General features: G+C 73.3%; 27 protein-coding genes and 1 pseudogene. 18 read left to right on the top strand and 10 right to left on the bottom strand.

Annotated elements, in window-relative coordinates:
* Nucleotides 1-13: 13 nt before the first annotated feature.
* A complete protein-coding gene (locus tag ACPU2J_RS34890; protein ID WP_420078077.1) occupies nucleotides 14-847 on the bottom strand; it encodes a hypothetical protein in 834 nt (277 codons plus the stop codon).
* A gap of 417 nt (nucleotides 848-1,264) precedes the next feature.
* Here ACPU2J_RS34890 and ACPU2J_RS34885 point away from each other — a divergent pair, with 417 nt between their 5' ends.
* From ACPU2J_RS34885 to ACPU2J_RS34850, 8 genes are all read left to right on the top strand, one after another.
* On the top strand, nucleotides 1,265-1,927 hold the full coding sequence (locus ACPU2J_RS34885) for a deoxynucleoside kinase (protein ID WP_420078078.1): 663 nt from the start codon (nucleotides 1,265-1,267) through the stop codon (nucleotides 1,925-1,927).
* Between the two features lie 217 nt (nucleotides 1,928-2,144).
* Nucleotides 2,145-2,471: a hypothetical protein gene (locus ACPU2J_RS34880; RefSeq protein ID WP_423835044.1), complete on the top strand. Its 327-nt coding sequence runs from the start codon at nucleotides 2,145-2,147 to the stop codon at nucleotides 2,469-2,471.
* A gap of 126 nt (nucleotides 2,472-2,597) precedes the next feature.
* Complete coding sequence (locus ACPU2J_RS34875) at nucleotides 2,598-2,759, top strand: hydrophobic protein (protein ID WP_361605867.1); 162 nt, start codon at nucleotides 2,598-2,600, stop codon at nucleotides 2,757-2,759.
* A 45-nt stretch (nucleotides 2,760-2,804) separates the two neighbouring features.
* A complete protein-coding gene (locus ACPU2J_RS34870; protein ID WP_423835043.1) occupies nucleotides 2,805-3,155 on the top strand; it encodes a PRC-barrel domain-containing protein in 351 nt (116 codons plus the stop codon).
* A gap of 198 nt (nucleotides 3,156-3,353) precedes the next feature.
* Complete coding sequence (locus ACPU2J_RS34865; protein WP_423834871.1) at nucleotides 3,354-3,650, top strand: hypothetical protein; 297 nt, start codon at nucleotides 3,354-3,356, stop codon at nucleotides 3,648-3,650.
* Nucleotides 3,651-4,161: 511 nt separating this feature from the next.
* Entirely contained in the window at nucleotides 4,162-5,088 is a 927-nt protein-coding gene (locus ACPU2J_RS34860) for an SDR family oxidoreductase (RefSeq protein ID WP_423834870.1), read from the top strand.
* Nucleotides 5,089-5,202: 114 nt separating this feature from the next.
* Nucleotides 5,203-6,435, top strand: coding sequence for a cytochrome P450 (locus ACPU2J_RS34855; RefSeq protein WP_423834869.1), 1,233 nt, complete (start codon nucleotides 5,203-5,205; stop codon nucleotides 6,433-6,435).
* Between the two features lie 159 nt (nucleotides 6,436-6,594).
* Entirely contained in the window at nucleotides 6,595-7,158 is a 564-nt protein-coding gene (locus tag ACPU2J_RS34850) for a rhodanese-like domain-containing protein (RefSeq protein WP_420078082.1), read from the top strand.
* 29 nt (nucleotides 7,159-7,187) lie between these two features.
* Here the strand turns inward: ACPU2J_RS34850 and ACPU2J_RS34845 are convergent, their stop codons facing one another.
* The 6 genes from ACPU2J_RS34845 to ACPU2J_RS34820 all read right to left on the bottom strand — a co-directional run bounded on the left by ACPU2J_RS34845 (nucleotide 7,188) and on the right by ACPU2J_RS34820 (nucleotide 13,019).
* Nucleotides 7,188-8,243: a serine hydrolase domain-containing protein gene (locus tag ACPU2J_RS34845; protein ID WP_423834868.1), complete on the bottom strand. Its 1,056-nt coding sequence runs from the start codon at nucleotides 8,241-8,243 to the stop codon at nucleotides 7,188-7,190.
* A gap of 104 nt (nucleotides 8,244-8,347) precedes the next feature.
* Nucleotides 8,348-8,713 carry a hypothetical protein gene (locus ACPU2J_RS34840; protein WP_361606576.1) on the bottom strand — a complete coding sequence of 122 codons (366 nt, stop codon included), beginning with the start codon at nucleotides 8,711-8,713 and terminating at the stop codon, nucleotides 8,348-8,350.
* Nucleotides 8,714-8,877: 164 nt separating this feature from the next.
* Nucleotides 8,878-9,522, bottom strand: coding sequence for a response regulator transcription factor (locus ACPU2J_RS34835; protein ID WP_361606573.1), 645 nt, complete (start codon nucleotides 9,520-9,522; stop codon nucleotides 8,878-8,880).
* The gene (locus ACPU2J_RS34830) at nucleotides 9,474-10,796 is read right to left on the bottom strand and encodes a histidine kinase (RefSeq protein ID WP_423834867.1); all 1,323 of its coding nucleotides are present in this window, start codon (nucleotides 10,794-10,796) and stop codon (nucleotides 9,474-9,476) included. Before ACPU2J_RS34830 ends, ACPU2J_RS34835 begins: the two co-directional genes overlap by 49 nt.
* Before the next feature lies 1 nt (nucleotide 10,797).
* Nucleotides 10,798-11,733 carry a CPBP family intramembrane glutamic endopeptidase gene (locus ACPU2J_RS34825; protein ID WP_423834866.1) on the bottom strand — a complete coding sequence of 312 codons (936 nt, stop codon included), beginning with the start codon at nucleotides 11,731-11,733 and terminating at the stop codon, nucleotides 10,798-10,800.
* A gap of 158 nt (nucleotides 11,734-11,891) precedes the next feature.
* Entirely contained in the window at nucleotides 11,892-13,019 is a 1,128-nt protein-coding gene (locus ACPU2J_RS34820; RefSeq protein WP_423834865.1) for a nucleotide disphospho-sugar-binding domain-containing protein, read from the bottom strand.
* 389 nt (nucleotides 13,020-13,408) lie between these two features.
* Between ACPU2J_RS34820 and ACPU2J_RS34815 the strand changes: the two genes are divergently transcribed.
* Complete coding sequence (locus ACPU2J_RS34815; protein ID WP_423834864.1) at nucleotides 13,409-14,899, top strand: MFS transporter; 1,491 nt, start codon at nucleotides 13,409-13,411, stop codon at nucleotides 14,897-14,899.
* Between the two features lie 24 nt (nucleotides 14,900-14,923).
* On the opposite strand, the gene ACPU2J_RS34810 is transcribed toward ACPU2J_RS34815, so the two are convergent.
* Nucleotides 14,924-15,964, bottom strand: a complete 1,041-nt coding sequence (locus tag ACPU2J_RS34810; protein WP_420078088.1) for a VWA domain-containing protein — start codon at nucleotides 15,962-15,964, stop codon at nucleotides 14,924-14,926.
* 210 nt (nucleotides 15,965-16,174) lie between these two features.
* Between ACPU2J_RS34810 and ACPU2J_RS34805 the strand changes: the two genes are divergently transcribed.
* The 3 genes and pseudogenes from ACPU2J_RS34805 to ACPU2J_RS34795 all read left to right on the top strand — a co-directional run bounded on the left by ACPU2J_RS34805 (nucleotide 16,175) and on the right by ACPU2J_RS34795 (nucleotide 19,151).
* A complete protein-coding gene (locus ACPU2J_RS34805) occupies nucleotides 16,175-16,711 on the top strand; it encodes an NUDIX hydrolase family protein (RefSeq protein WP_361606554.1) in 537 nt (178 codons plus the stop codon).
* A 101-nt stretch (nucleotides 16,712-16,812) separates the two neighbouring features.
* A pseudogene (locus ACPU2J_RS34800) lies at nucleotides 16,813-17,516 on the top strand (class I SAM-dependent DNA methyltransferase); the annotation flags it as partial.
* A 201-nt stretch (nucleotides 17,517-17,717) separates the two neighbouring features.
* Nucleotides 17,718-19,151, top strand: a complete 1,434-nt coding sequence (locus ACPU2J_RS34795) for an amidohydrolase family protein (protein WP_423834863.1) — start codon at nucleotides 17,718-17,720, stop codon at nucleotides 19,149-19,151.
* A gap of 61 nt (nucleotides 19,152-19,212) precedes the next feature.
* Here ACPU2J_RS34795 and ACPU2J_RS34790 read toward each other — a convergent pair whose 3' ends face one another.
* Nucleotides 19,213-19,518: a hypothetical protein gene (locus tag ACPU2J_RS34790; protein ID WP_420078091.1), complete on the bottom strand. Its 306-nt coding sequence runs from the start codon at nucleotides 19,516-19,518 to the stop codon at nucleotides 19,213-19,215.
* A 399-nt stretch (nucleotides 19,519-19,917) separates the two neighbouring features.
* On the opposite strand from ACPU2J_RS34790, the gene ACPU2J_RS34785 reads away from it, so the two are divergent.
* The 5 genes from ACPU2J_RS34785 (at nucleotide 19,918) to ACPU2J_RS34765 (ending at nucleotide 24,473) form a co-directional block, all read left to right on the top strand.
* Nucleotides 19,918-21,084: an acyl-CoA dehydrogenase gene (locus ACPU2J_RS34785; RefSeq protein ID WP_423834862.1), complete on the top strand. Its 1,167-nt coding sequence runs from the start codon at nucleotides 19,918-19,920 to the stop codon at nucleotides 21,082-21,084.
* 109 nt (nucleotides 21,085-21,193) lie between these two features.
* Nucleotides 21,194-21,652 carry an RrF2 family transcriptional regulator gene (locus tag ACPU2J_RS34780; protein ID WP_361606539.1) on the top strand — a complete coding sequence of 153 codons (459 nt, stop codon included), beginning with the start codon at nucleotides 21,194-21,196 and terminating at the stop codon, nucleotides 21,650-21,652.
* Between the two features lie 168 nt (nucleotides 21,653-21,820).
* Nucleotides 21,821-21,922: a putative leader peptide gene (locus ACPU2J_RS34775; RefSeq protein ID WP_361606591.1), complete on the top strand. Its 102-nt coding sequence runs from the start codon at nucleotides 21,821-21,823 to the stop codon at nucleotides 21,920-21,922.
* A 325-nt stretch (nucleotides 21,923-22,247) separates the two neighbouring features.
* Complete coding sequence (locus ACPU2J_RS34770; protein ID WP_423834861.1) at nucleotides 22,248-23,360, top strand: ABC transporter substrate-binding protein; 1,113 nt, start codon at nucleotides 22,248-22,250, stop codon at nucleotides 23,358-23,360.
* 237 nt (nucleotides 23,361-23,597) lie between these two features.
* Nucleotides 23,598-24,473: a glutathione S-transferase C-terminal domain-containing protein gene (locus ACPU2J_RS34765; protein ID WP_423834860.1), complete on the top strand. Its 876-nt coding sequence runs from the start codon at nucleotides 23,598-23,600 to the stop codon at nucleotides 24,471-24,473.
* Nucleotides 24,474-24,475: 2 nt separating this feature from the next.
* On the opposite strand, the gene ACPU2J_RS34760 is transcribed toward ACPU2J_RS34765, so the two are convergent.
* Nucleotides 24,476-25,033, bottom strand: a complete 558-nt coding sequence (locus ACPU2J_RS34760; RefSeq protein WP_420078095.1) for a pyridoxamine 5'-phosphate oxidase family protein — start codon at nucleotides 25,031-25,033, stop codon at nucleotides 24,476-24,478.
* A gap of 249 nt (nucleotides 25,034-25,282) precedes the next feature.
* On the opposite strand from ACPU2J_RS34760, the gene ACPU2J_RS34755 reads away from it, so the two are divergent.
* Entirely contained in the window at nucleotides 25,283-25,651 is a 369-nt protein-coding gene (locus ACPU2J_RS34755; RefSeq protein WP_420078096.1) for a hypothetical protein, read from the top strand.
* Nucleotides 25,652-25,906 lie beyond the last annotated feature (255 nt).

The following is a 25,906-nucleotide window of genomic DNA, read 5'->3' as shown; positions in this document are numbered from 1 at the left end:
CGGTGGGGCGGGGTCAGCGGCCGAGTGCGCCGCGCAGGGTGATCCCCCAGCGGCTGCGCAGGCGCCGTACCTCCCAGACCGAGAGCGCGGTCACGGTGAGGGGGCCGCCGAGCAGGAAGGTGTAGAGCACCTCGGGCGGCGCGGCGATGTCGGGGCCGTTGACGGTCTGGAAGACGAACAGCGACCACATCAGGAACGGCGAGAGCAGCGCCGGGAGCAGCTGGTGGACGTCGGAGGCGCGGAAGCAGGTCGCGATGCAGGCGTAGGCCACGACGAGGGTGTACGGGATCGACGCCAGGAACAGGGCGAAGGCCAGCAGCCAGCAGATCGCGAGGGCCAGGAGGCCGAGCAGGGCGGACAGGACGCCCCGGCCGACGATCGCGGCGAAGAAGCCCGTGGTGTCGCTGCCGTCGAGGAGTTCGCCCTTGAGCCCCTTGAAGGACAGCCAGAACACGGTGGGCCCGAGGGCGAGCGCGAGCAGGGAGGCGAAGGGGCCCAGCAGGCGCCTGGTGAAGTCCCGTCGCCGGTCGGGGGTGCCCGCGGCGAGGAAGGTGACGATGCCGATGGTGCTGGCCGTCAGGAGGATGACGCAGGAGACGGCGAGCTCGAAGAGCTTGCCGAGGATGAAGTCCTGCCGGCCCGCGGTCAGCGGGTATGCCAGGACGAGCCATACGGCGGCGGCGAGGCCCAGCAGTGTCCTGGCCCGCTGCATCCCGGCGATGAGGCGGTCGTCGGGGCGCTCGTCCTGCCCGGGTCGGGCGTCTCCCATGAGGGTGTCGAAGAAGGCGTTCACCGTGGCGGAGAAGCCCGCCTCGTCCTCGTTGGCGCGCGCTCTGGCCGTACTCACTGCCGGTCCCCCCGGTTCCCGCCTGATCCCCGTGCGGGCGTGCACTCGGCCCGGACGTACCGAGCACCCTAACGGATCTTGAACACGTGTCCGACCCGTCGAGCCCACGCCGGGGCGGGCGGTGCCGGCCCTGCCCGCCCCGGAGTGGGCTCGACGGGGAAAGCGGGCCGCAGTTCGTCATCTAAGATTCAAGCCGGCCGCGGGGCCGTGGCGCGTCGCCGTGTGCGGCCGCCGCGGAGGGGCCGGCGGGCCGGTCGACGAGAGCGGCCCGTGTCACGGGTTCCGGTCCCGACGAGGACCGCATGAGGCTGATCATGAAGCTCCCGAAGGAGCGTGCGCTGCCGGCGCGCGCCCCCGGGGTGTGGGCTGCCCCGCCCACACGCCCGCGAACAGAAGACCACCAGGGAGAAGTGAGGTATGCCAGTGATCTGCGTCGGCGGCATGATCGGAATCGGCAAGACGAGCGTGGCGGAGCTGCTCGCCAAGGAACTGGGCAGCCAGGTCTTCTACGAGAGCGTGGACGACAACCCGATCCTTCCGCTCTTCTACACCGCGAGCCCCGAGGAGATCCAGGCCAGACGCTATCCCTTCCTGCTCCAGCTGTACTTCCTGCAGACGCGTTTCGCGTCGATCAAGGAGGCCTACAAGCAGGGTGACAACGTCCTCGACCGCTCCATCTACGAGGACTGGTACTTCGCCAAGGTCAACCACGACCTGGGCCGGATCAGCTCCCTCGAGATGCAGGTGTACGAGGGCCTGCTGAACGAGATGATGCGCGAGATCGACGGCCTGCCGTACCGCAAGGCGCCCGACCTCATGGTCTACCTGAAGGCCGACTTCGAGACGGTGCTGCACCGCATCGGACTGCGGGGCCGGGACTTCGAGCAGGACGAGAGCCTGATCGACTACTACCGGACGCTGTGGGCCGGCTACGACGACTGGGTGCACAAGCACTACTCGGCCAGCGAGGTCCTCGTGATCGACATGAACAGCACGGACGTGGTGCACGACGCGGCCGACGCGGCCCGCGTGGTGCAGGAGGTCAGGAACGCCCTCGCGGCGGTCCGCACCGACGCCTGACCCCTCCCCCGGCCGGGTGTCACGGGCCCCGGACACCCGGCCCGCCGAACGCTCCGGGGCCCGCCGGTTTCCGCCCTCGGGGCCCGGGCAGGCGCACAGCGCCGACCGTCTCCGGGCGGGCGGGCCGGAGCGGGCGTCGCCCGACGCCGCCTCCCGCCGTCCGGACGGTACGAGAGGGGCCCGCCATGGAGCGAGCGGAAACGGGCGCGTGCCCGCCGTGACGCCGAAGCCCCGCCCCGCCACCACGCCGGACGGCCATCACGTCGTCATCGGGGGCCGCCGCTGGCGGGCGACCGATCCGCGGATCCCCGAGGCGGAAGGTGCCCGGCTGCGCACCCACCTGATGGCGGCCCGACGTGCGGTCGCCGCCGCCCTCCGCGCCCGGGACGCCGGCGCCGAGCGTGCCGCCCGGGCCCGCGTCCACACCGCGAAGGTGGCGCTCGGAGAGCGCGGCACCCCGTGGTGGGAGCAGACCCCGGCCGAGCGCCGGGAGCGCTGGAGCCGGGGCCTCGCCGCTCTCGACGAGCCGCCGGACACACGGTGAATCCCGGCCCGCGGCCCGCGCGGGCCGACCCGGTCGGATGCCCGTCGGATCCGCCGAAGAACCTCCGAACTTCGCGTGCATGCCACCGGACGCGCGGGGCACTCGAAGCCACGGAGGTTGATAACTATGGTTCCCCTGCTTCTCGTTCTCCTTCTCGCCCTGATCCTTTTCGGTGCGGGATTCGCCATGAAGGTCCTGTGGTGGGTGGCACTCGCCGTCCTCGTGCTCTGGCTCGTGGGCTTCGTCGCCCGCCCCAAGGGTTCGAGCGGTCGGTGGTACCGCTGGTAGCGGCCGCTCGACACCAACGCTGACCGAAGGAGTGGTTTTCTCGTGATGAAGGACGTGTGGGGCTACCGCGAAACGTCCGGCCGTGTGGGCGGCGAGGATCTGACGGGCTACACGGTCGAGGCGGTCGACGGCTCGATCGGCGCGGTGGACGAGCATTCCGACGAGGTGGGTTCCTCCTACCTCGTGATCGACACCGGTCCCTGGATCTTCGGCAAGGAGGTCCTGCTGCCCGCCGGCACGGTCATCCAGATCGACCCCGGCGAGCGGAAGATACACGTGGACCGGACGAAGGAGCAGATCAGGAACGCTCCCGAATTCGACCGCGAGAAACACCTGGGCGCCATCGAATTCCACGGGCGGATCGGCGGCTATTACGAAGGCCCCCACCGCCTCTGACTCCCGGATCGCCGAAAAGCCGGGGGCCGACAGCCGCAGAGCTGTCGGCCCCCGGCTTTTGCGTTCCCCGCGACCTGTCCGGGTGTCGCGTGTACGCCACCCGGAGCGACACGGGCACCGCGGGGCGGCAGTGCCCGGGTCGTGAATCCTCCGAATGTTAGAGATGGGGCGATCCGTTCCAACAGCAGGAGGAATGCAATGAGCAGCCGTCTTCTCCGATTCACGGCAACGCTGGGCGCCGCCGCGGTCCTGGTCCTGGGTGGGTCCGCCGCGGCGTCCGCGGACGGTGTCGGTTCTTCGGGCATCGGGAACTCCGGCGTGGGCGACCACGGCATCGCCAACTGGAGCATCGGCAACGCGGGCATCCTGAACACGGGCATCGGCAACGCGGGTGTCCTCAACTCCGGCATCGGGACCGCCGGCCTCGCCAACTCCGGGCTCGGCGCCGCCGGCATCGGCAACTCGGGCGTGGGCACCGCCGGCATCGGCAACTGACCCGACCACCCCGGGACGCACGGGGCGTCCGCACCGGGCCACGATTCCGGCGGACGCCCCTTGCTGCGCGCTGGGCGTCGGCGGGATGGGTCTGGCTTCGCCGGGTCGGTGTTCTGCCGGTGGGGCCGGGTTTCGGTGCGGGTGTCGGTGGTGGGGGTGTGGGGTGCGGCCCCGGTGGAGTGTCTCCTCGGCTCGGCGCGTGCGGGTGGGTCGGCCTGAGGCGGCCTGGGTCGCGCGCTCGTCCTGCGGGGACACTCCACCGCGTCCCCACCCCACGGCCCGTGCTTCGACACCACCGGACCGACCCCCTGGCCGTACGACGTCCGGTTGTGCTGTCGGTGCGGGGACGGGGAGGGGTGTCCCCCGCAGGACGAGGGCGCGACCACCCCGCACAGGACGAACCCCGCCGCACGCGCGAGCCGAGGAGACACCCCTCACCGGCCCCGCACCCGCACAGCAAAGAATCGACCCCGCATGCCCGCAATCCGGACCCACCAGCAAGGAGCGGCGAATGCCCAGCGTCACCACGGGCGGCCGGCGCGGCCGCCGCAGACCACCGCGCGGCCGGGTCGCGGTCGTGACCGGCGCCGCACGGGGAATCGGTGCGGCCCTGACCCGGAACCTGTCCGAGGCCGGGATGGTCGTGGCCCTGCTGGGCCGCGAGGAGGCCTCGCTGCGCGCAACGGCGAGGACCCTGCCGAACCGGAGCCTGTGCATCGAAGCCGACGTCACCGACGCCGCCGCCCTGGAAGACGCGGCCCGGCAGGTGGAGGACGTCCTGGGACCGGCCTCCGCCGTGGTCGCCAACGCGGGCATCGCCGTGGGCGGCCCCTTCGCGCACACTCCGGCCGACCTGTGGCAGCGGGTCGTGGACGTCAACCTCACCGGTTCCGCCAACACCGCCCGGGCGTTCCTCCCCCAGCTCACCCGTACGCGCGGCTACTTCCTCCAGGTCGCCTCGACCGCCGCCCTCGGTTCGGCCCCGATGATGAGCGCCTACTGCGCCTCCAAGGCCGGCGTGGAGTCCTTCGCCCTGGCGTTGCGCAGCGAGGTGGAGCCCGACGGGGTGGCCGTCGGCATCGCGTACGTCCACTGGACCGGCACCGACATGACCAGCGGGGTCGACGACCTTCCGGTGCTGCGTGCCCTGCGCCGCCACCAGCCGGGCTTCGCCCGGCGGGTGCGGCCACCGGAGGAGGTGGCCGGCTGGCTGGCCGACGGGATCGCGCACCGCTCGGCGGCCGTCTACGCGCCGCCCTGGCTGCGCTGGTGCCAGCCCCTGCGCCCGCTCTTCCCCCCGATCGTCGCCCGTATCGCCCGCCGGGAGCTGAGTGTCCCGCACCGCGACGGGCTCACCACCGAGGTCGACCTGCTGGGCGCAGGCGGTCTTGCCGACTGGCGGGCCCACCGCTCCCCCGGCGGCCCGGAGCCGCGCTGAACGGGGCGCGCCCGCCGGTCGGGCGCCCTTCCGGGGCCGCGCGGGGTCGGGCAGGATGACCGGCGGGCGGCCGGGGCGATGGCACCGGCCGAGTGGCGGGGTGCGGAGGCTGCGGTGGCATCGGATGAGGTCCAGGCGCGGCGTGACGCGTGGTACCGCGACCCGTATCCGCTCTACGAGCGTGCGCGCCGGTCGGAGGGGCTGACGTACGTGCCGGAGTGCGATGCCTGGCTGGTGGCGCGCGACCGTGACGTGCGGGAGGTGCTGCTGCGCGCGGAGGAGTTCTCCTCGGCCAATTCCCTGCTGCCGGACGTGGCGTTGTCCGAAGCGGCGCTCGGCGTCCTGCCGCGGGGGTTCGGGCCCCGGCCCACGGTGGTGTCCTCCGACGGCGCCGCGCACCGGCGGCACCGGGCCCCGCTGAACCGGGGGATGTCCGCGGGCCGGGTGGCGGCGCTGGTCCCGTACGCGCGGCGGGTCGCCCGGGAGCTGGTGGAGGGTTTTGCCGCCGGAGGGTCGGCCGAGCTGGTGGCGGACTACGCGCGTCGGCTGCCGGGGCTGGTCGTCGGCCGGCTGATCGGGCTGGACCCCGCGGACGTGCCGGCGGCGGTGCACGGCGGCTACCGGGCCGAGGAGCTGCTCTTCCGGCCGCTCCCGGCGGCGGAGCAGGTGGCTGCCGCGGAGGACGTCGTGGCGTTGCAGCACCTGCTCGACGGGTATGTGCGGGAGCGCCGGGCGCGGCCCCGGGAGGACATGTGCTCGCAGTTGGTGGCCGCCCTCGCGCCCGGAGGCGGCGAGCTGACCCTCGAGCAGCGCCACGAGCTGGTGACGAGTCTGCAGAACCTGCTCATCGCCGGGTTCCTGACGACCGGCGCCCTGATCGGCACGGCCCTGATGCACCTGCTGGGTGAGGAGGACCGGCGGCAGTGGCGGATGCTCTGCGCCGAACCCGCGCTGATCCCGGCGGCGGTGGAGGAGGCGGCCCGCCACGACACCGCGATCCAGGCGTTCCGCAGGATCACGACGCGGCCGGTGACCCTCGCCGGGACGGACCTGCCGGCGGGGGCCGCGGTCCTGGTGGCGTACGGCGCGGCCAACCGTGACGGTGAGCGGCACGAGCGGCCCGGGGAGTTCGACATCACCCGGCCCGTGGACCGGCGGCACATCGCCTTCGGGTACGGGCCGCACGGGTGTCCCGGGTCCCGGCTCGCCCGCGAGCAGCTCCGGCTGACCCTGGAGCTGCTGACGGAGCGCCTGCCGGGCTTGCGGCTCGACCGGGACCGGCCACCGCCGCGGATGCTGCCCACGCTGATCCACCGTTCTCCGGAGGCGCTGTACGTCACCTGGTGACGCGGGTCCCCCGGGCGGCGGGGTTGTTTCCGGAGCATGGCGGTCGTGTGGCGGGGTGGCGGTGTTCGGCCCGGACGGCCGGGCCCGGGCCTAGCATCCCGGGCAGGGCCCTTCCGGCCGTCTCTCTCCCCCTCCCCCACCGCAAGGACCAGGTCCGCCATGAGCGTTGCCCCCTCCCTCGACGTCGGCCAGGCGCGTGCGCGGCTCGGTGAGCTGACGGTCGTCGACGTCCGGACGCCGGCCGAGTTCGCCTCGGGCCATCTGCCGGGCGCGGTGAACGTGCCGCTCGACCGGCTCACCCGGAGCGTGCCCGGACTGCGGGAGGCCTCCGGGGGCGGGCCGCTGCTCCTCGTGTGCGCCTCCGGAGCCCGGTCCCGGCAGGCGGTGACGGCCCTGGCCTCGCGTGGCGTCGCCGCGTCGAGCCTGGCGGGCGGCACGGTGGCCTGGGCGGCCGCCGGGCACGGCCTGGGGTATCCGGACGGCGGGCGGGGCCGGGCGGTCTGGGCGATGGAGCGCCAGGTCCGCTTCACGGCGGGCGCGCTCGTGCTGCTGGGAGTGGTGCTGGGGCTGGTCCTCCACCCGGGGTTCTCGCTGCTGTCGGCTGCGGTCGGGGGCGGTCTGGTCTTCTCGGCGCTGACCGACACCTGCGGGATGGCGCTCGCACTCGGGCGGCTGCCCTTCAACCGGCGTGGTGCGGCTGCCGGGGTGCCCGGGACGGTGTGAGCGTCCGTCCCGTGCACACCCCGGGACGGTCAGCCCGGGACGGCGTGCTCGGTCTGCAGGGTGCGCAGGAGGTCGAAGGCCGGCCGGTCCACGGGGTGCTGGGTGTTGCCGAGGGCGATGACGGCGATTCCCTTCTCCGGGTCGAAGCCCATGAAGGAGCAGAAGCCCCCGGTGCCTCCGTTGTGCCAGATCTGCAGGTGTGATCCCTGCCGGGGGTGGAGGCGGTGGGCCGTCCAGCCGAGGTGGACCCAGGCGAACGGGCTGGTGCGGTGCCGCACCTCTCGGCTCGTGCGGATCGCCTCGGCGAGATCTGGCGGGACGGGGCCGATGTCCAGCTGCGCCCGCGCGTAGGCGACCAGGTCGGTGGCCGTGGAGCGCAGGGCGCCTGCTCCGGCCAGGTCGGCGAGGTTCCAGGGGGTGCGGGGGCGGCCTCGGCGGCTGTGTCCCTGCGCGGAACGTTCCGCGCGGGCGGGGTCCACCGTGACGACGGTGTCGGTCATGCCCAGCGGGGCGCAGATCTCCCGGGTGACGAGGGCCTCGTACTCCGTTCCGGCGCGGCGGGCGAGGGCGAGGCCCAGCAGGCCGGCGCCGAGGTTGGAGTAGCGGAACCGCTCTCCCGGTACGGCCCCGAGCCGGGTGCGGGCCAGCCCGGAGAGGAGGGCGTCGGCCGTGCAGTGCGCGTACGGGTCGGGATGCGTCGGGCGGAGGAGCAGCGTGGGCAGCATGCCCTTGGGGAGACGGGGCAGGCCCGAGGTGTGCGTGGCCAGGTGCTGGAGGGTGATCTGCCGGCCGTCCCGGGAGGGGACGGACGCCGTCGTGGGCAGCAGGTCGGCGAGCGGTTCGTCCAGGCCGGCCGTGCCGGCGCGGGCCATGCGGGCCAGGGCCAGCGCGGTGAAGGTCTTGGTGACCGAACCGATCTCGAAGAGGGTGTCGGGGCCGGGCGTGCTCCCGCCGCCCGCGGCGGTGCGGCCGGCGCCGCGGATCTCGACGGTGCCGGGTGTCACCGCGGCCACCACCGCGCCGACCTGCTTCCCGGCCAGCCGGTCGGCGGTCTGCTGGACGAGGGGTGCGATGTCGTGTGCCATGACCGCCATCCTGGTCGGGCGACGGGTTCCGATGGTGCTCCCTGATGATGATTTCCGGCCGCCGCGACTGCGACCTGAGCAGGAGGCGGCGGCCGGCGGGTGCTCTACGAAGTGCGCTTCAGCGTCCAGGTGTTGGGGCTGAGGCTGGGGACGGCGGAGTATCGGCAGCCGCTGGAGTAGTAGGTGCTGGTGATGGTCCAGCCCGCGGGCGGCCAGGTGGAGGCGCAGGCGTTGACCTGGGTGCCGACGGGGTAGCCCTGGAGGTCCATGATCCTCTTGGTGTTGGGTGTGAAGCCGGATCCGCATCCGCCGCTGTTCCACCACTGGACGTCCACCCAGCCTCCCGGCGTGAGCGAGCTGGAGCAGCTGGTGACCGTGTCACCGGGGGCGGCGGAGGCGGGGCTCGCGGTGACCGCGAGGGCGGTGACGGCCATGGTGGCCAGGGCGGCGGCGTAACGGGCGCGGATCACGGGACGTTCCCTCCTGGGCGCTCTGGGATCGCCGCCGACGGTCGGCGGGCCGTGCCAGGCGCCGGACCATTGGTATCCGACCGGTTCTGACCACAGAAAGTCACCTTTTGGGCAGGATCCTGCGGCGGTTTAGCGCCGCGCGACCCGCCCGGAGGCCGGCCGGGTCACCGCTTGAGGTAGGCCAGGACCGCCAGCACCCGGCGGTTGTCGTCCGAGGAGGGCTCGATCCCGAGCTTCGTGAAGATCGCCGCGGTGTGCTTGGCGACCGCGCTCTCGCTGATGAACAGGGTGTGCGCGACGGCGGCGTTGGAGCGTCCCTCGGCCATGAGCCGCAGGACGTCCAGCTCCCGGGCGGTCAGGTCGGCCGTGGTGCCGCGGGCGTCGCTGCGGGCCAGCAGCCGGGCGATGACCTGCGGGTCCATCACGGTGCCGCCCGAGGCCACGGTCCGTACGGCTTCGACGAACTGGTCGGTGCGGGTGATCCTGTCCTTGAGCAGGTACCCGATGGCCCCTTCGCCCCCGGCGAGCAGTTCGTGGGCGTAGAGCTGGTCCACGTACTGGGAGAGGACCAGCACCGGCAGGGCGGGCCGGACCCGGCGGGCCTCCAGGGCGGCCTGGAGTCCCTCGTCGGTGAAGGTGGGCGGGAGTCGGATGTCGACGACGGCGACGTCCGGTGCGTCGTCGAGGAGGCTCCGGAGGAGGGCGGGACCGTTGTCGACGGCGGAGACCACGTCGAAGCCGTGTTCCTGGAGGGTGCGCGTCAGCCCGTCCCGGAGGAGGAAGAGGTCTTCGGCAAGGACGACGCGCACGGTATCTCCAGGGTCGCGGTGGTCGGGCCGCCCGGCGGGCTGTGCAGGACGAGGGTTCCGTCGAAGGGGTCCAGCCGGCGGCGCACGCCGAGCAGGCCGCTCCCGGCGGGGTCGGCGCCGCCGCGTCCGTCGTCGGCCACCGTCACGCGCAGGACACCGTCGGCGTGGCCCAGGCCGATGCGGACCTCGGAGGCACCCGAGTGCTTGGCGGCGTTGGCGAGGAGTTCGGCGACGGCGAAGTAGCCCGCGGACTCCACGGGGGCGGGAAGCCTGCCGGGCAGGAGGGCCTCGACGTGCACGTCGAGGTGGCTGTCGAGGGCCAGGGAGCGCACCGCGTCGCCCAGCCCCCGGTCGGCGAGGACCGGGGGCAGTACGCCGTGGACGAGCTCGCGCAGGTCCTGGAGGGCCCGTTGGGAGGTGGCCCGTACCTCGCGCAGCAGTGCGCGGGCCGCGGGCGGGTCGGTGTCGAGGAGCCGGGTCGCCTCGTCCAGTGTCATGCCGAGGGCGACCAGCCGGGCCTGCGCCCCGTCGTGCAGGTCGCGTTCGATGCGCCGCAGCTCGGCGGCCTGGACGTCGAGCACGGCAGCGCGGGACCCGGCGAGGTGCTCGATCCGGCGGACCAGTTCGGTGGTGTGCGGGGCGGCCAGGAGCCGCCGGCTCCAGCGTGCGTGCAGGCGGAGCACCCGCGGGGCGAGCGCCACCCCGGCGACGGCGAGACCGGCACCCAGCAGCGCCGCGGCCGCCGCCGTCGCCGGGGAGTCGACCCGGATGAAGGCGTACCAGTTGTCCTCGCCCAAGGCCCGCCAGACGAACGGCTGCACCACGGCGCCGAAGAGCCCGAAGACGACGAGGGCCGGCGGGACCGCGGCGAGCAGCGCTCCCGTCCACGGCTCGGCCCAGGCCCAGCGGAGGTCGTGCCAGAAGCCCGCGTCGCCGAGGAGCGCGCGGGAGCGCCGGGCACGGCCGACCCCGCTGCCGTCCGGGGCCGCGGGGCCCGGCAGCTGGCCGGGCGGGCTGATGACGGTCCCCGTCCACCGGGCCGTCCGGTCGCGGTGGCCGTCGGACATGCGCCGCAGGGCCCCGGCGGCGGACGGAAGAAGGAGGAGTCCGACGCCGACGGGCAGGAGCAGCAGGGCGGCCACGACGAGGGCGCCGGCCCCGGACACCGCGAAGGCGGCGAGCGAGAGCAGCTCGCAGCGGCCCACGGCGGCCAGCGCGGCCCGCGGTCCCGTGCGCGTCTCCCTCTGGTCCACGGCCACCTGTCGTTCCGTCATGTCAGCGCGTCCGGTGCGCTGGTGCGGCGGTGATCGTATCCGCCGTTTCCGGCTCCGGCGAGGCCCGGCGGGCCCGGGCGTGGGCATGGGCGATCCACGGGAGTGCGGCGGCCGCGCACGCCGCTCCGAAGACCAGCATGGGCGTGGCGTCGGCGGAGGCCTCGTCCGTGACGCGCAGCATGCCGAGGTTGACCAGGGTGTGGAAGGCGCCCGCGAGCAGCAGCCGGTTGCTCGGCATCCCGTCCAGCGCCAGGCCGAGGATCACCGACAGGGCGACGGCGCCCAGCAGGAAACCGGCCGCGTAGGCGGGCTGCCGGGTGAGGACGGGCACGTGCCACAGCCCCCATGCCACGCCGACCAGGACGGACGCGGTGAGCGGGCCGAAGCGGGTGCGCAGCAGCGGCTGGAGGTGGCAGCGCCATCCGATCTCCTCGGCACAGGCACCGAGGAACTGGGCGGCCACGACGAGGAGGAGAGGGTGGCCCAGGGCGGGGGATGTGGTGCCGGGCAGCGCACCGAGGGTCCCCAGCACTCCGCCGGCGCACAGGGCGATGACGACGAAGGGGGTGAGCAGGAGGGCCGCGGCACGGCGGGCCGCCGGTGCCCGCCCCGGGGCGCCCGGAGGGGTGCGTTCCGCGGTGCGCGCCGCTCGTTCTCGGGTGCTGCCCGCCCGTACGCCTCGCCGGGCGGGCAGTGCGGGCAGTGCGCCGGCGAGCCTGTCACCGATGCGCGCGGGCCACAGGAGGGCCACGCCGGCCACGGCGAAGACCGGTCCGAGCTGGGTCAGTTGCAGGACCTCGGGCGGGATGCCGGTCGCGGGCTGCAGGGCTCCGAGGAGACCCGCCGCCGTGAACGCGATCGCGAGGTAGACCCCCGCCTCGCCCGCCCACGGTCCCGTCCGCGGCCCTTGCCGCCGTCCCTGCGTACGGTCCTCCATCGTGTACCGGCCTCCCCGTGGATCGGTGGGGCGCAGGTGGTCCCGCCCCCGACTCCGACTCTGCCGGTGGGGAGCCCGGCGGGCCCTGGAGGTGGCTGCCGGACGGGGGTGTACCCAGGTACACCCCCGTCCGGCCGACCGCGGGGCCGGTGCCGGTGTCAGTTCCTCTCGGCGGCCAGGGCCTCCAGTGCCGGAACCGTCTCGGCGGGGCTGGGCAGTGCGGCGTTCTCCGCCCGCAGGCGGGCCGCGGCCCCGCGCAGGCCGGTGTCGGTGATCAGCCGGGTCAGGAGGCCGCTGTCGACGTCGTCGGAGGCCGAGCGAAGGGCGGCGCCGCTCGCGGTGAGGGCATCGGCGTTCGCGAAGTGGTCGGCGCCCTGCGGCAGGAGGAGCTGGGGCAGACCGGCCTGCAGCGCCGTGAGCAGGGTGCCCGACCCGCCGTGGTGGACCAGCGCGTCGGAGGCGGTGAGCAGTTCCGCGAGCGGGACCCAGGGCAGCGGGCGGACGTTGTCCGGGAGGGTGCCGAGCGGGGCGAGGTCGGCGTCGCCGACCGCGAGCAGGAACTCGGCGTCCACCGAGGCCGCGGCCTCGGTCAGACGGGTGATGGCGCGGACGCCGTCCATCTCGGTGAGCACCGTGCCCAGGGTCACGGCGACCCGCGGACGGCCGGCGGGGCGCAGCAGTTCGACGGGGACGATCCCGCCGCCGTTGTACGGGAGGTAGCGCATGCGCAGCCCTCCCGGGTCGCCGCCGAGGGAGGCGGGGACGATGTTCAGCGGGGTGGCCGGGGCGGGCCCGGAGACCTCGTACTTCTCGTAGACCTCGGTGAAGTGGGAGGCGAGCCGGGCGACCATGCCGAGCCCCGGGGTGGGGCCGAAGTTCTGGATCACCGCCGGAATCTTGAGCTTGGCGGCGACCAGCGGGGCCGCCGCCTGGAAGGAGTCGAGGACCAGCAGGTCGGCCCCCCAGGTTTCGGCGACGTCCAGCAGCCCGGCCACGGTGGGCCGGGCGACCTGCGCGAACCCGCGGGCCGCCCGGTCGAGGATCTGGTCCGTGGTCATGTCGTGGGCGACGTAGCCGACCTCGTCGCCGAGGGACTCCTCGAACATCTCACGCAGGGTGCGTCCGTCGCCGATCTCGACGACCGGGAAGCCCGCCTGGCGCAGTGCGTTCAGGGGCTGCGCGCTCGCGAACAGCACCTCGTGGCCCGCGGCGCGCAGGGCCTGGGCGGTGGGGATCATCGGGAAGAGGTGGCCGGCCGAGGGCGGTCCGGTGAAAAGTATGCGCACGGGCTCTCCTTGCAGTGGCGTGCCGGTCGAGAACGAGTCGGGTCGGACCCGCCCCCGGTTCCCTTCTGTGAACCGACCGTGAACGCAGCCGTGTTCCCCTGCGAGGATCGATAATCGGACGTTTCCGTGCGGGGTGTTGCGGGTGGGCGGGCGGTGCGACGGCCGGTTCCGGCCCGCTGTCCGGGCCTCCCGGGCCAAGCGGTTGCAGGAGGGAAGCGACCGGGGCCGGGCGGGGGCGGGGCGCCGGGTGTGTCGTGTCGGGCGTGTCCGAAAACTGCGCGCAAGCTGGGACTTGCCCCACCCCGGCGAGTGGTCCGGGGCCGCATGTCCGGCGGGTCCGGGGGAAACCGGCAGCGGGGGGACGATCCGGAGAAGAGGAACTGGGAACGATGACATCCGATGCATCGCCGGACTCCGTGCCGGCCACTACCGGCACCGTCACCACGGCCGTTCCGGCCCGTCTGGACCGGCTGCCCTGGTCACGATGGCACTGGATGATCGTGATCGGCCTCGGCACCGTGTGGATCCTCGACGGGCTCGAGGTCACCATCGTCGGCAACGTCGCCGGGCGGCTCGCCGAGGAGGGCAGCGGCCTCGACATCACCGCCGCCCAGGTCACCGGGATCGCCGCCGCCCTCTACGTGGCCGGCGCCTGCTCCGGGGCGCTCTTCTTCGGCTGGCTGACCGACCGCTACGGCCGCAAAAGGCTCTTCATGGTGACGCTGGCCGTCTACCTGAGCGCGACGGCGATGACGGCGCTGTCGTTCGAGTCCTGGTGGTTCTTCCTGTTCCGCTTCCTCACCGGTTTCGGCATCGGCGGGGAGTACGCGGCCATCAACTCGGCCATCGACGAGCTGATCCCCTCCCTGTATCGGGGCAGGGTCGACCTCATCATCAACGGCAGCTACTGGCTGGGCGCGATCGGCGGCGCCCTGCTGTCCGTGGTGATGCTCGACACGGACATCTTCCCCGCGGACCTCGGCTGGCGGCTCAGCTTCGCCCTCGGCGTCGTCCTCGGCCTGGTCATCCTGCTCGTGCGGCGGCACGTCCCGGAGAGTCCGCGCTGGCAGTTCATCCACGGCAGGGCGGAGGACGCCGAGGAGCTGGTGTCGTCCGTGGAGCAGCGGATCGAGGAGGAGAAGGGCAGGCCCCTGCCGCCTCCGGCCGGTGAGATCACCATCCACCAGCGCAAGAGCATCGGCTTCGCGCTGATCGCCCGGACGGTCTTCGGCCGCTATCCCCGCCGCGCGTTCCTCGGCCTGTCGCTCTTCATCGGCCAGGCCTTCCTGTACAACGCGATCACCTTCGGTTTCGGGACCATCCTCACCACGTTCTTCGACGTGCCGACGGGGAACACGGGCTACTACTTCGCCGTCATCGCGGCGGGCAACTTCCTCGGGCCGCTGCTGCTCGGCAAGCTGTTCGACACCGTCGGACGCCGGATCATGATCTCCTCGACGTACCTGCTCTCGGGTGTGCTGCTGTTCGTCACGGCCTGGCTGTTCGACAGCGGGTCGCTCACGGCGACGACGATGACGGCCTGCTGGTGCGTGGTGCTGTTCTTCGCGTCGGCGGGCGCCTCCAGCGCCTACCTGACGGTCTCCGAGGTCTTCCCGATGGAGACCCGCGCCATGGCCATCGCCTTCTTCTACGCCCTCGGCACCGCGGCCGGCGGCATCAGCGGACCGCTGATCTTCGCCGACCTGACGGAATCCGGGGTCGTCGGCGACACCGCGCTGGCCTTCCGGATCGGCGCGGCGCTGATGTGCGCGGCCGGCCTCGTGGCGGTGTTCCTGGCCGTCAAGGCCGAACGCCGCTCGCTGGAGGACATCGCCGAGCCGCTGTCCGTGGCCGACCCGGCCCCCGTACGCTCCGACTGAGCACCGGGGGCCCGCGGCGGCGGATCAGATCATGACGAGCAGCCGGGTCTGCGGGACCAGCTTGCGGTTGACGCTGGTGCTCTGCACGAAGATCGTGAAGTCGTCGTTCTGGTCGGGCTTGACCCGGGCCTCCGCGCTGGGCAGACCGAGCAGGGCACGGGCAGCGGGGCCGGTGTAGACCCGGTCCGTCTTCTTCTCCAGCACGGCGATCTGCTTCTGCGCCTGGATCTTCTCCGACTTGCTCAGCTGGTAGAAGGCGCACCCGGTGCGGTAGCTGTGGCCGGACTCGACGACCCATTCCCGGATGGCCACGTCCCGGGCGACGGGAATCAGCGCGTACTGCGCCGGATCCACGGGGGTCAGACCGGCCGCCTCGATGGTTTCCTTGTTCACCGCTTCGGCGCCCGTGGAAAAGACCGCGCGCGATCCGCGAATTCCCTTCGTGCGGCCCACCATGAATTTCTCGGTGGCCTGTTGGATGACCTGTCCCGCCTCTTCCAGGCCCTGCGTGCTCGTGGCGTCCCAGATCGCGACGTTGTCCTTGGGGAAACCGCACTGGACGGCTTCGCGCTTGCCCATCTGGTCCGGGACGAGCACCGCGAGTGTCCAGTTGTCCTGCTGGGTCTCGATCATCGTGGCCACGGCGCGCACCAGTTCGCGCGGGTCCCTGGTGGGGGCGTCGGGGCAGCGGTGGCTGGCGTTCTCCTGGCCGTCGGTCAGCACGAACGTCAGGAAGCTGTGGTCGCCGTAGAGTTGGGCCGTCTGGGCCAGCTCCCGCTGCGACTTCAAGGTCGCCGCCAGCAGGGCCGTCATTCCGCCGACGCGGTAGAGCTGCTTCAGGGACGGCATCCGCAGCACGTCCTTGTCGTAGATGATGCACTCGACCTTGTCCGCGAACACGTAGACCGTGACGCGGGTTTCCTGGTCCAGTTCCTGCGACCGGCGCGCCAGATAGGCGATCTGCTGATCGGCGACCTCGACGACCTTCGAGCTCAGCTTCGACATGGACGAACTCGCGTCCAGGACAAGAGCAACGTGATTGATGTAATTCTGGATACCGGACATGGCCGCTCCCCCTCTTCCGACTTGATGTTCCGATACTCGCACCCGCCACTGACAATCGATCTCCGCGCGGGAACGGACGGGTGGGGCGGGGACAGCGGCTAGGGCGGCGACGGGAACCGGGGGCGGACGGGGGGCGGGCAGACGAACTGCCACCCGCCCGGCGGACACGGGACCTGGGCCGGAACCCGGCCCGGAAAGTATGATCAGGCGATGTCTGACATCACCGAGACCACACCCGGCTGGCTCACCACGGACGAGCTGGACATGACCCGGGCCCGGATGCCGATCCTGTACGTCGAGGCCGTGCCCGTGCGCGTGGACGACAGCGGCGAAGTGACCAGCATCGGGCTGCTCCTGCGCATCGGCCCCGACGGCACGGTCAGCCGGTCCCTGGTATCCGGCCGCGTCATGCACCACGAGCGGGTGCGGGACGCGCTGCTGCGCCACCTGGAGAAGGACCTCGGGGCGGTGGCCCTGCCGCGGGTCCCCGCATCCCTGCAGCCCTTCACCATCGCCGAGTACTTCCCCACGGCGGGCATCACGCCCTACCACGACCCGCGCCAGCACGCCGTGTCCCTCGCCTACATCGTGCCGGTGTCCGGCGACTGCCGGCCCCGTCAGGACGCCCTGGACCTGGCCTGGTTCAGCCCGCAGGAGGCAGGCTCCGCGGCCGTGCAGAGCGAGATGGCGGGCGGTCACGGCGTCCTGCTGAAACAGGCACTGGCCCACGTCGGCCACGTCCTCTGACACCTGCCCCGGCCCGGGCCCGAACCCCCCGGGCCCGGACGGCCTCCCCTCGGCCGGGCCCGGCCCCCGGCCGGCCCCGGTCCCACCGATCCCGCAGGGCCCGCGCGACCGCCGAACGCTACGACGCCGAAGAGACCGGGATGTCCTCGGCGGAGGTCCTCGGACCGACCCTCGACCTACTCGCCGAACTCGCCGGGGACGGACGGGCGCTGGAGTTCGCCATCGGGACGGGGCGGGTGGGCGTACCGCTCCGGGAGCGCGGCGTGCCGGTCACCGGCATCGAGCTGTCCCCGCACATGGCGGCGGTCCTGCGGCGCAAGGCCGGCGAGGACGCGCTGCCGGTCGTGCTCGGGGACATGGCGAGCACCGTCGTCCCGGGCGAGTTCGCCCTCGTCTACAACACCATCACGAACCTGCTGACGCAGGACGGACAGGCTGCTTCCGCAACGCCGCACGTCATCTGGCGCCCGGGGGACGGTTCGTCATCGAGCTGGGCGTACCGCCGCTGCGACTGCTTCCGCCCGGGCAGGCGGCGGTGCCGTTCGACGTCTCGGAGGGGCACGTCGGCTTCGACACCTTCGACCTGGTCGAGCAGGTCCTCGTCTCGCACCACCTCACCCGTGACGGCGAGGACGGCCGCTACCGCCGCGAGAGCTCCCGCCTCCGGTACGCCCGGCAGGCGGAACTGGACCTGATGGCGCGGATCGCGGGCCTCGAGCGGGAACGGCGCGTCGCGGACTGGGACGGGGCGCCGTTCACCCAGGACTCCACCCGGCACGTCTCCGTGTGGCGCAAGCCCCTCTGAGGCGCGTGCGGCCCGTCCCGCCGCCCGCCGAACGGAAGTTGGCCGGTACGCGTCTGGAACGGAAAGAGTTTTCCACCACCGCCTATCGACGCGGCCTCCCCCGGGAAGACTGCGTGTGACCTCCCGCCCGGTCCCGACGCACCGTCAGAGCGTCGGGACCGGGCGGGCCTTCCGTTTCGCGACCTCGGGAGGTACCACGCCATGCAGTCCACCCCCACTCCCCCGCCGGCGCCCCACCGGCGCGCTCTCCTGGCCGGCCTCGGTCTCGCCGCCACCACGCCGCTCCTCCTCGGGGTGCGCGACCGCCCCGCCGCACCCGACCCGGCCGCCGGGCAGCGGAATCTCACGGGCGCGAGGCCCGTCCTGCTCCGCGGTGCCTCCCTCGTCCTCACCATGGACCCCGCCGTCGGCAGCGGCCCCCTCGGGACCGTGGAGAACGCCGACGTGCTGCTGCGGGACGGCACCGTGGCCGCCGTCGGCGCGGGGCTGCCCCGGCCGCCCGGAGCCTCGGTGGTGGACGTCTCCGGCAAGCTGGTGTTGCCGGGGTTCGTCGACGCCCACACCCACCTGTGGCAGGCCGTGATCCGCGGCGGCTGTACCGACCGCGACCTGTTCGGCTGGTTCTCGGGGTGTACCGACCCCCAGCGCGCTCGGCTGACGCCGTCGGCGGTGCACAGCTTCGTACGGCTCGCCGCCCTCGACGCCGTCCAGTCGGGCGTGACCACGCTGGTGGACTGGGTGGACATCTTCTCCTACGACCTCGTCGAGAGCTACGTCCGGGCCCTGGCCGGCACCGGCGTGCGCTTCACCTACGCCATGTTCCCGTCGAAGCCCGACGCGGTGCTGCTCACGAAGGTCAAGCGGGAGCTGGTCGATCCGGTGCCGCTCGGCTCCTTCCAGGTCGCCACGCACGCCGCGCGCGCCGTGCAGGACCACAACCGGGCGCACTGGGAGGCCGCCCAGGAGCTCGGCGTCATGCTCAACTCCCATGTGCTGGAACGTCCCGAGCAGCGCGCCGACGACCCGATGGGGGTGCTCGCCGACATCGGCGCCCTCGGGCCGAAGCTCCTCGTCAACCACGCCGTCCACCTGACGGACGCCGAGATCGCCGCCGTCGCCGAGCACGACGTACGGGCCGCCCACTGCCCGCTCAGCAACATGCGCCTGGCCTCGGGCGTCATGCGGCTGGGCGAGTTCGCGCGGCGCGGCGTGAAGGTGGGGCTGGGGCTGGACGGCGGGACGAACGACAGCTCCGACTTCCACGCGCTGATGAAGACGGCGATCGGCCTGCAGCGGGCCCGCGCCACGGACGCGGGCGTCTTCCCGCAGGTCCCGGACGTCCTGCGGATGGCGACCCTGGGCGGCGCCGAGGCCCTCGGCATCGCGGACCGGGTCGGTTCCCTGACCCCGGGCAAACGCGCCGACCTGCAGGTCGTCGACCCCGCCGCCCTCAACTTCGCCCCGCGCTTCGACTGGATCGGGCAGCTCGTCTTCAACGGCCGCCCGGAGAACGTCGAGGCCGTCTTCGTGGACGGGCGGGCCCTGAAGCTGGGCGGGCGACTGGTCGACGTCGACACCGCACGGGTCGTACGGGAGGCGGAGGCGGCCGCCACCCGTCTGCGCGCGACGGCGTAGGCCGCCGGCCCGGGGCCTCCGGCGCCCCGCCCGGGGGACCCGGCGCCTTCGCGGGCAACCGTCAGCAGGCCGCCCTGCGGTTGTCCCGGGCGGTGAGCTGCCCCTGCACGAAGGCGTCGGTCTCCGGCGTGTAGGGGCCGCCGTGGTCGAAGAGCAGGTCGGTGATGCGCTGCCATTCCGCCACTTCGGCGCGTGTGCCGGGGTCGGCCGCGGCCAGGTCCCCCGCGGCCTCCTCGGCCGCTTCCAGTGCCTCGGCGCTCTGGTGGTGCGTCATGCCCGTGGCCCGTCGGCGCACCCGGTCACGCGCGGTGCGCTCCCGCGGTGTCGGCTCGTGCGGTGCGTTCGCCGCGTCCGTCTCCTGGGTCATCGGTGGTGGGCCCCTTCCTTCGCGGGCCCCTACGGCCCGTCCACTCCCCTCCGCATACCCCGTGGCGGCGGATCCATCTCCGGACACGGCGGCCTCCCTCGAGCCATGACGTCTCTTCATACGAGACGCGCTTGTCCACGATCCGACCATGGTCTTGCTGGCCCCCTCCTCGTCCGCGAGTATCCCTATCAATCCGATGGGAAATATGGGATTGACTCGGACGGCCCGCCCCGACGCGCCCCGGACGGCCTGCCGCGCACCCGCACCGTCATCCGCACCGCCCACCACCGTCCGCCGACGTTCCGGAGATTCCGACATGACCACCGCCGTTCCACCGGGCTCCCCGCTGCCTCCCGCTCCCGCACTCCGCCACGGCACCCCGGCCTGTCGGTGACGCCCGTGCCGACGACACCGAGCACGCTGCTGCGGACCGCGCGGGACGTGGCGGAGGACCTCGCCGCGGACGCCATCACCCGCGACCGGGCCGGTCTTCCGCCCGTCGACGAGAAGGCCCGGCTGCGCGAGGCCGGCCTGCTGGCGGCCCTCACCCCGCCCGGCCCGGGCCGGGGTACGGACTGGCGCACCGCCTGCGCCGTCGTACGGGAGATCGCCACGGCCGACAGCGCCGTCGGGGACCTGCTGGCCCGTCATTACGTGCACTCCTGGAGCGGCCGCTTCTACGCGGGTCACCACGAGGCCGCCCTCCTGGAGGAGGCCTCGGTGCGCGAGGAGTGGCTGTGGGCCGGCACAGTCCGCGCGCCGGCGCCCGAGGGCGATCCGGACGGACCCGACCTCGTGCTGAGACCGCGCGACAGCGGGTACGTGCTGAACGGGCGCCGGGCCCTGGACACCGCCGTGGCGGTGGCCGACCAGATCGTCCTCGACGCGGTCTGCGCCGTGACCGGTGAGGTCCTGGTGGTACGGGTCCCGGCCCACGCCCGCGGCGTCGGCGTCGAGAGCGCCCCCGACCGCCTCGGGCAGCGGGTCGCCGGCGCGGGCGAGGTCGCCCTCGACCGCGTCGCCGTCAGAACCGGCCAGGTACTGGGCCGCAGACCCCAGGACGAGGAATCGAGCGCCCCCTTCACCGCGCTCGCCGAACCCGCGCTGCGGCTCGCCCTGTGCCACGTCGGCCTCGGCATCGCCGACGGGGCCCTCACCGAGGCGCGCGACCTCAGCAGGGGCGGGCGGGCCAGACGGCCGCCCGGTGAGGACGCCGACCTGCTGCTCACGTACGGGGAACTCGCCTCCGCCGCCCACACCGCGAGCGCCGTGGTCGACCGGGCGACGGAGGTGACGGCCCGTGCCCTCGACGCGGGCGGGCGCCTGGACGCGGAGGAACCGGCGGGCGTCGCGGCGCTGGTGGCCACGGCCGAGACGGTGACCTCACAGGCCGCCCTGCAGATCACCGCGCGGGTCCTGGAGCTCGCTGACGCGCCCGGCCTGGACCGCTTCTGGCGCAACGCGCGCGTGCTGACGGCCCACCGCCCGGCCGCGCACCGCCTGCGCTCGATCGGCGAGCACTACCTCAACGGATCCCACCGCGCGGTGGCGGCCGCGTTCCACTGACACCGCCGGCCGGCCTGCCGGACGCCCTGGCGCGCCCGGCGGGCGGGCCGTCCGCCGCGGCCCGGCCGCCGGTTACGGCACCGGCCCGCCCGTACGGGATAATGTCCGCATGCGGATCTCAGCCAGGGCGGACTACGCGGTACGCGCCGCACTGCAGCTCGCCGCGTCCCGGGACGGCGGGCCGGTGAAGGCCGAGGCCATCGCCGACGCCCAGGACATCCCGCACAAGTTCCTCGAGGGCATCCTCAACGACATGCGCCGGGGCGGGCTCGTGCTCAGCCAGCGCGGGGGGAACGGCGGCTACCGGCTGGCCAAGCCCGCCGGGGACATCAGCATCGCGGACGTCATCCGCGTCGTGGACGGGCCGCTCGTGTCGGTCCGGGGGGTCCGGCCGCCGGACCTCTCCTACACCGGCCCCGCGCAGGCGCTGCTCCCCCTGTGGATCGCCCTGCGGTCCAACGTGCGCGAGATCCTCGAAGGGGTCTCCCTGGCGGACGTCGCCTCGTCGGAACTGCCCGCAGACGTCTCGGCCCTGACGCACGTTCCCGACGCCTGGACCAATCCCTGACCCGGTCCGGCGAACCCTCGGCCCCCTTGCGGGCACACCTTCCCAGCTGCGACTTCCCGGATCGCGAGACGAGTTCGTCCACGATGTGAACGCCCTCTTGGGGCGGCTGCCGCCGTCTGTCAAGATGCCTACCAGCCAGGTAGGAAAACTAGGGATTCAGGGGGGACCATGCGGACGCAGTGCGACGCAGCCCGTTCGCTGCCCCTGCTCACCACCCGCCGGCACATCGACCTGGTCCGTACGTCCAGCTCCATCTGTCGAACGGCCTGACACCGGGCCCGGATCCGGTCCGGCGCCCGCCCCGGCTCAGCGGGGCCGCGGCCCAGGACGGGCCGCCGGCACCGGCGCCGCCACCCTCCGCCGTCTCCCGCCCCGACGCCCCGCGCGCCCCGGCACCCGCCGGGCGCGCCGTGCGCGGGTCCCGGCCGGCCTCCACGCCGCCGCCGACGCGGCACCCCCTCCACCTCCGGCACACCCTGCCGCCGCGGTCCCACCGGTGTCCGCCGGCAGTGGCCGCACCGCGCGCCGACGACCTCGTACCGCGCCGCTCACGTACGTCCCCGAAGACCAACCCACCCCGTGAAAGGACACCTCCGTGTCTGCCTCGAGACCGATCACTTCACTGCGTGCACTCGCCGTCGCGGCAACTCTCCCCCTCCTGCTGACGGCCTGCGGTTACGGTTCCGAGGCGAAGGGCGGGGGCGACACCAAGCCGGCCGCCGCCACCGGCGGGGGCGAGAAGCTGTCCGCCCCCGAGGTCCGGATCGGCTACTTCCCCAACCTCACCCACGCCACCGCCCTGGTCGGCCTCCAGGAAGGCCTCATCCAGAAGGAACTCGGCGCCACCACCGTCAAGCCCCAGTCCTTCAACGCAGGCCCCTCCGAAATCGAAGCCCTCAACGGCGGCTCCCTCGACATCGGCTTCATCGGCCCCTCCCCCTCCATCAACGGCTACGTCAAGTCCAAGGGCTCCAACCTCCGCATCATCTCCGGATCCGCCTCCGGAGGCGTCAAACTCGTCGTCAACCCCGACAAGATCAAAACCCTCGACGACCTCAAGGGCAAGAAGATCGCCACCCCCCAGAAGGGCAACACCCAGGACGTCGCCTTCCTCAACTGGATCAACGACAAGGGCTGGACCGTCGACCCCGAATCCGGCAAGGGCGACGTCTCCGTCGTCCGCACCGACAACAAGGTCACCCCCGACGCCTTCAAGCAGGGCTCCATCGACGGCGCCTGGGTCCCCGAACCCACCGCCTCCAAACTCGTCTCCGACGGCGGCACCGTCCTCCTCGACGAAACCACCCTCTGGCCCGACAAGAAGTTCGTCATCACCAACATCATCGTCAGCCAGAAGTTCCTCAAGGAACACCCCGACGTCGTCGAAGCCGTCCTGCGCGGCACCGTCAAGACCAACGACTGGATCAACACCAACCCCGACAAGGCCAAGGCCTCCGCCAACGCCAAACTCGCCGCCGACAGCGGAAAGCCCCTCGACGCCAAGATCATCGACCCCGCCTGGCAGAGCATCCTCGTCACCGACGACCCCCTCGCCTCCACCCTCAAGGCCCAGGCCGACCACGCCGTCAAGGCCAAACTCATCGAACAGCCCGAACTCACCGGCATCTACGACCTCACCCTCCTGAACAAGGTCCTCAAGGCCGCCGGCAAGCCCGAGGTCACCGACGCCGGCCTCGCCGCCAAGTAACCCCGCGGCCCGCCCACCGCTCCACGGGCGGGTGGGCGCCACACCGGCGCCCACCGGCGCCCCGGGGCCCGCGCCCCTCTCCTCGTGCCCCTGTCGAAGCCGCCCGCACCCGGCACCCTTGACAGGGGCACGAGGCGCACCGAGACTCCAGAACGGCGAATCCTAGCGAACTGGTAGGAAACCAGCGGGCGTTCGGCCCCGCCCCCGGCCCGTGACCGAGCACTCCCAGGGAGACGTATGTACGCCACTTCCCCGCACACCGTGCCGTCCCTGCGCAGCAGGATCGGGCGTGACGCGCACAGCGGCTACCCTGCCGTGCCCCACCGCTACCGGCTCCACCTCTCGCCCTCCTGTCCCGACTGTCTGCGGATCGCCGTCACCCACAGCCTCCTCGGCCTCCAGGACGTCCTGCCCGTCACCGTGCTGCGTCCGGTGCCCGACGCGGACGACGGCGGCCACCTCGCACTGCGCCCCCTGTACGAGTCCAGTGCCCACCAGCACCCCGGACCGGCCGCGGCCCCCGTCCTCAGCGACGACTGGACCGGACGGATCGTCAGCACGCACGCACCCGACATCCTCCAGGACCTCGTCCGCCGCTTCGGCTCCGCCGGCCCGGACCTCCACCCCGCCGGCTCCGAGGAGCGCATCGAGGCGCTCGGCCGCCTCTGTGACGAGGGCATCCACGAGGCCGCGCAGCGCGCGGGCCGGTCCGGTATCGACGGGGCCGACCGGGACGCCGCCCTCGCCGCCCTGCTGCGCGCACTGGGCACCCTGGAGGAGTTGCTCGGCTCCTCGGACCACGTGCTGGACGGCGGCCTCAGCGCCGCGGACGTGCAGGTGTGGGTGGCGCTGGTGCAGTTGGACACCGTCCACCGCTGGCACCTGGACGCCGCGGCCGTCTACCGCATCACCGACCACCCGCGGGTGTGGGCCTACGCGCGGCGGCTGGCGGCCCACCCCGCCTTCGGCCCGCACCTCGACCTGGACGCCATCGTGCAGCGGCACCACGCCCGTTGCCGGGGCGAGGAGGCCGCCGGGGCGGCCGTGCGGATCGTGGACTGGGGCACGCACGTCCGGCAGGGCGGCGCGGTCGTCGGGCCGTCCGGGAGCTGAGCTCAGAACGTCCACCGCGTGTGGCTGTAGACGCCGTCGTCCCGGCCGAAGCCGTACGCGGTGGCCGGCGCCACGGCGAACACCAGCGCCGCGCCGGACCGGAAGGCGTCCCCGATCCCGTGGAAGGTGCCCTCGGGCGAGGTGATGTGGCGGCCGTACTTGGTCTCGTACGCCCGGATCACCTCCTCCAGCGCCGCCGCGTCGCGGACGCGTTCCGCCGTTCCCTCGACGACGACGTCGAGGCCTTCGGTGAGCGCGTTCCGTCCGGTGGTCAGGGCGCAGTGCGCCTGGTGGGCCAGGTTCTTCGCCTTCTGTTCCTCCCCGCCGGTGGAGAAGTACAGCACCCCGTCGTGCCAGGCCGCGATGACGGGGGTGACGTGCAGCCGGCCGTCGGGCCGGGTGGTGGACAGCCAGAAGATCTCGGCGGACTCCAGCATCCGGCGGGCCACGGACCAGTCGGTGGCCGTGACGTCCTCGGCACCCGGGCGGGGGTTGAGCGCGGAGCTGTAGCGGGCGTCCAGCTCGGTGACCGGTCGCTCGGCGGGGTCCTGGTCCGGCATCGCTCCTCCTTCTTCCGCCCGGGTCCGCCCGATGGCGGGCGGCGAGGCGACGGGCGCACCCGTGCATGCTCGCGCGCACCCGCCCGGAGCAGGCCGTACGCGGCCGACGGCCGCCCGGACGTCACCCGCCCGGACCCGGCCGCAGCCCCCGGTCCGGGCCGGGCGGCGGGGCCCGCCTAGGGTGAGTCGGACAGTCGGTGCGGCGGGGGCTCCGTGGGGGCGCCGGCCGCCTCCAGTGGGGAGTCATCCATGCCGCGTTCGCTCGACGGCCTCGTGTTCGTGCCGGTCGCCGATCAGGCGCCCGGCCAGGTCGGCCGGCAGACCCGTTTCGCGTACCACGAGCGGGACGGCGCGGTCTGGGCCGACTACCGCGGCGGGGACGTGGTCAGGGGGCACCTGGTCGGCACGCGGACGGACGACACGGTCGACTTCCGCTACGTCCAGCTCCGGCTCGACGGCACCACCGCCTCCGGCCACTGCGTCTCGCGGGTCGTGGAACTGCCGGACGGAAGGCTCCGGTTGGAGGAGACATGGAGCTGGGAGTCGCACGAGGGCAGCGGCACCAGCACGGTCGAGCAGGCTCCCGACCTGGCCTGGACCGACCGGCTCCGTGAGTGAGGCCACAGGAGCCCCGCGGAACCGGGTCGTTCGGGCCGGCGACCCCCTCGCCGAGGTGCCACCGCGAACCGCGACCGATCCGTTCAGACCCCTGCGGGGAGTTTCCACATGAGCCTCGACCGCCCTCGGTGCCACCACTGCCATCGCCGGGACGGCCGTGCTCGGCACGGGCCCGGCCGCCTCGGCCGCGCCGGCACCGGCGGCCGCGGGCGCCGGGGCACCCCTGAGGGTGCACGTCGTGCGGTTCGACGGGGT

The sequence above is a fragment of the Streptomyces manipurensis genome (assembly GCF_049570255.1).
Taxonomy (GTDB): Bacteria; Actinomycetota; Actinomycetes; order Streptomycetales; family Streptomycetaceae; genus Streptomyces; species Streptomyces manipurensis.
The sequence above is the reverse complement of the archived record's forward strand: the minus strand, read 5'-3'. Positions and strand labels throughout refer to the sequence as shown.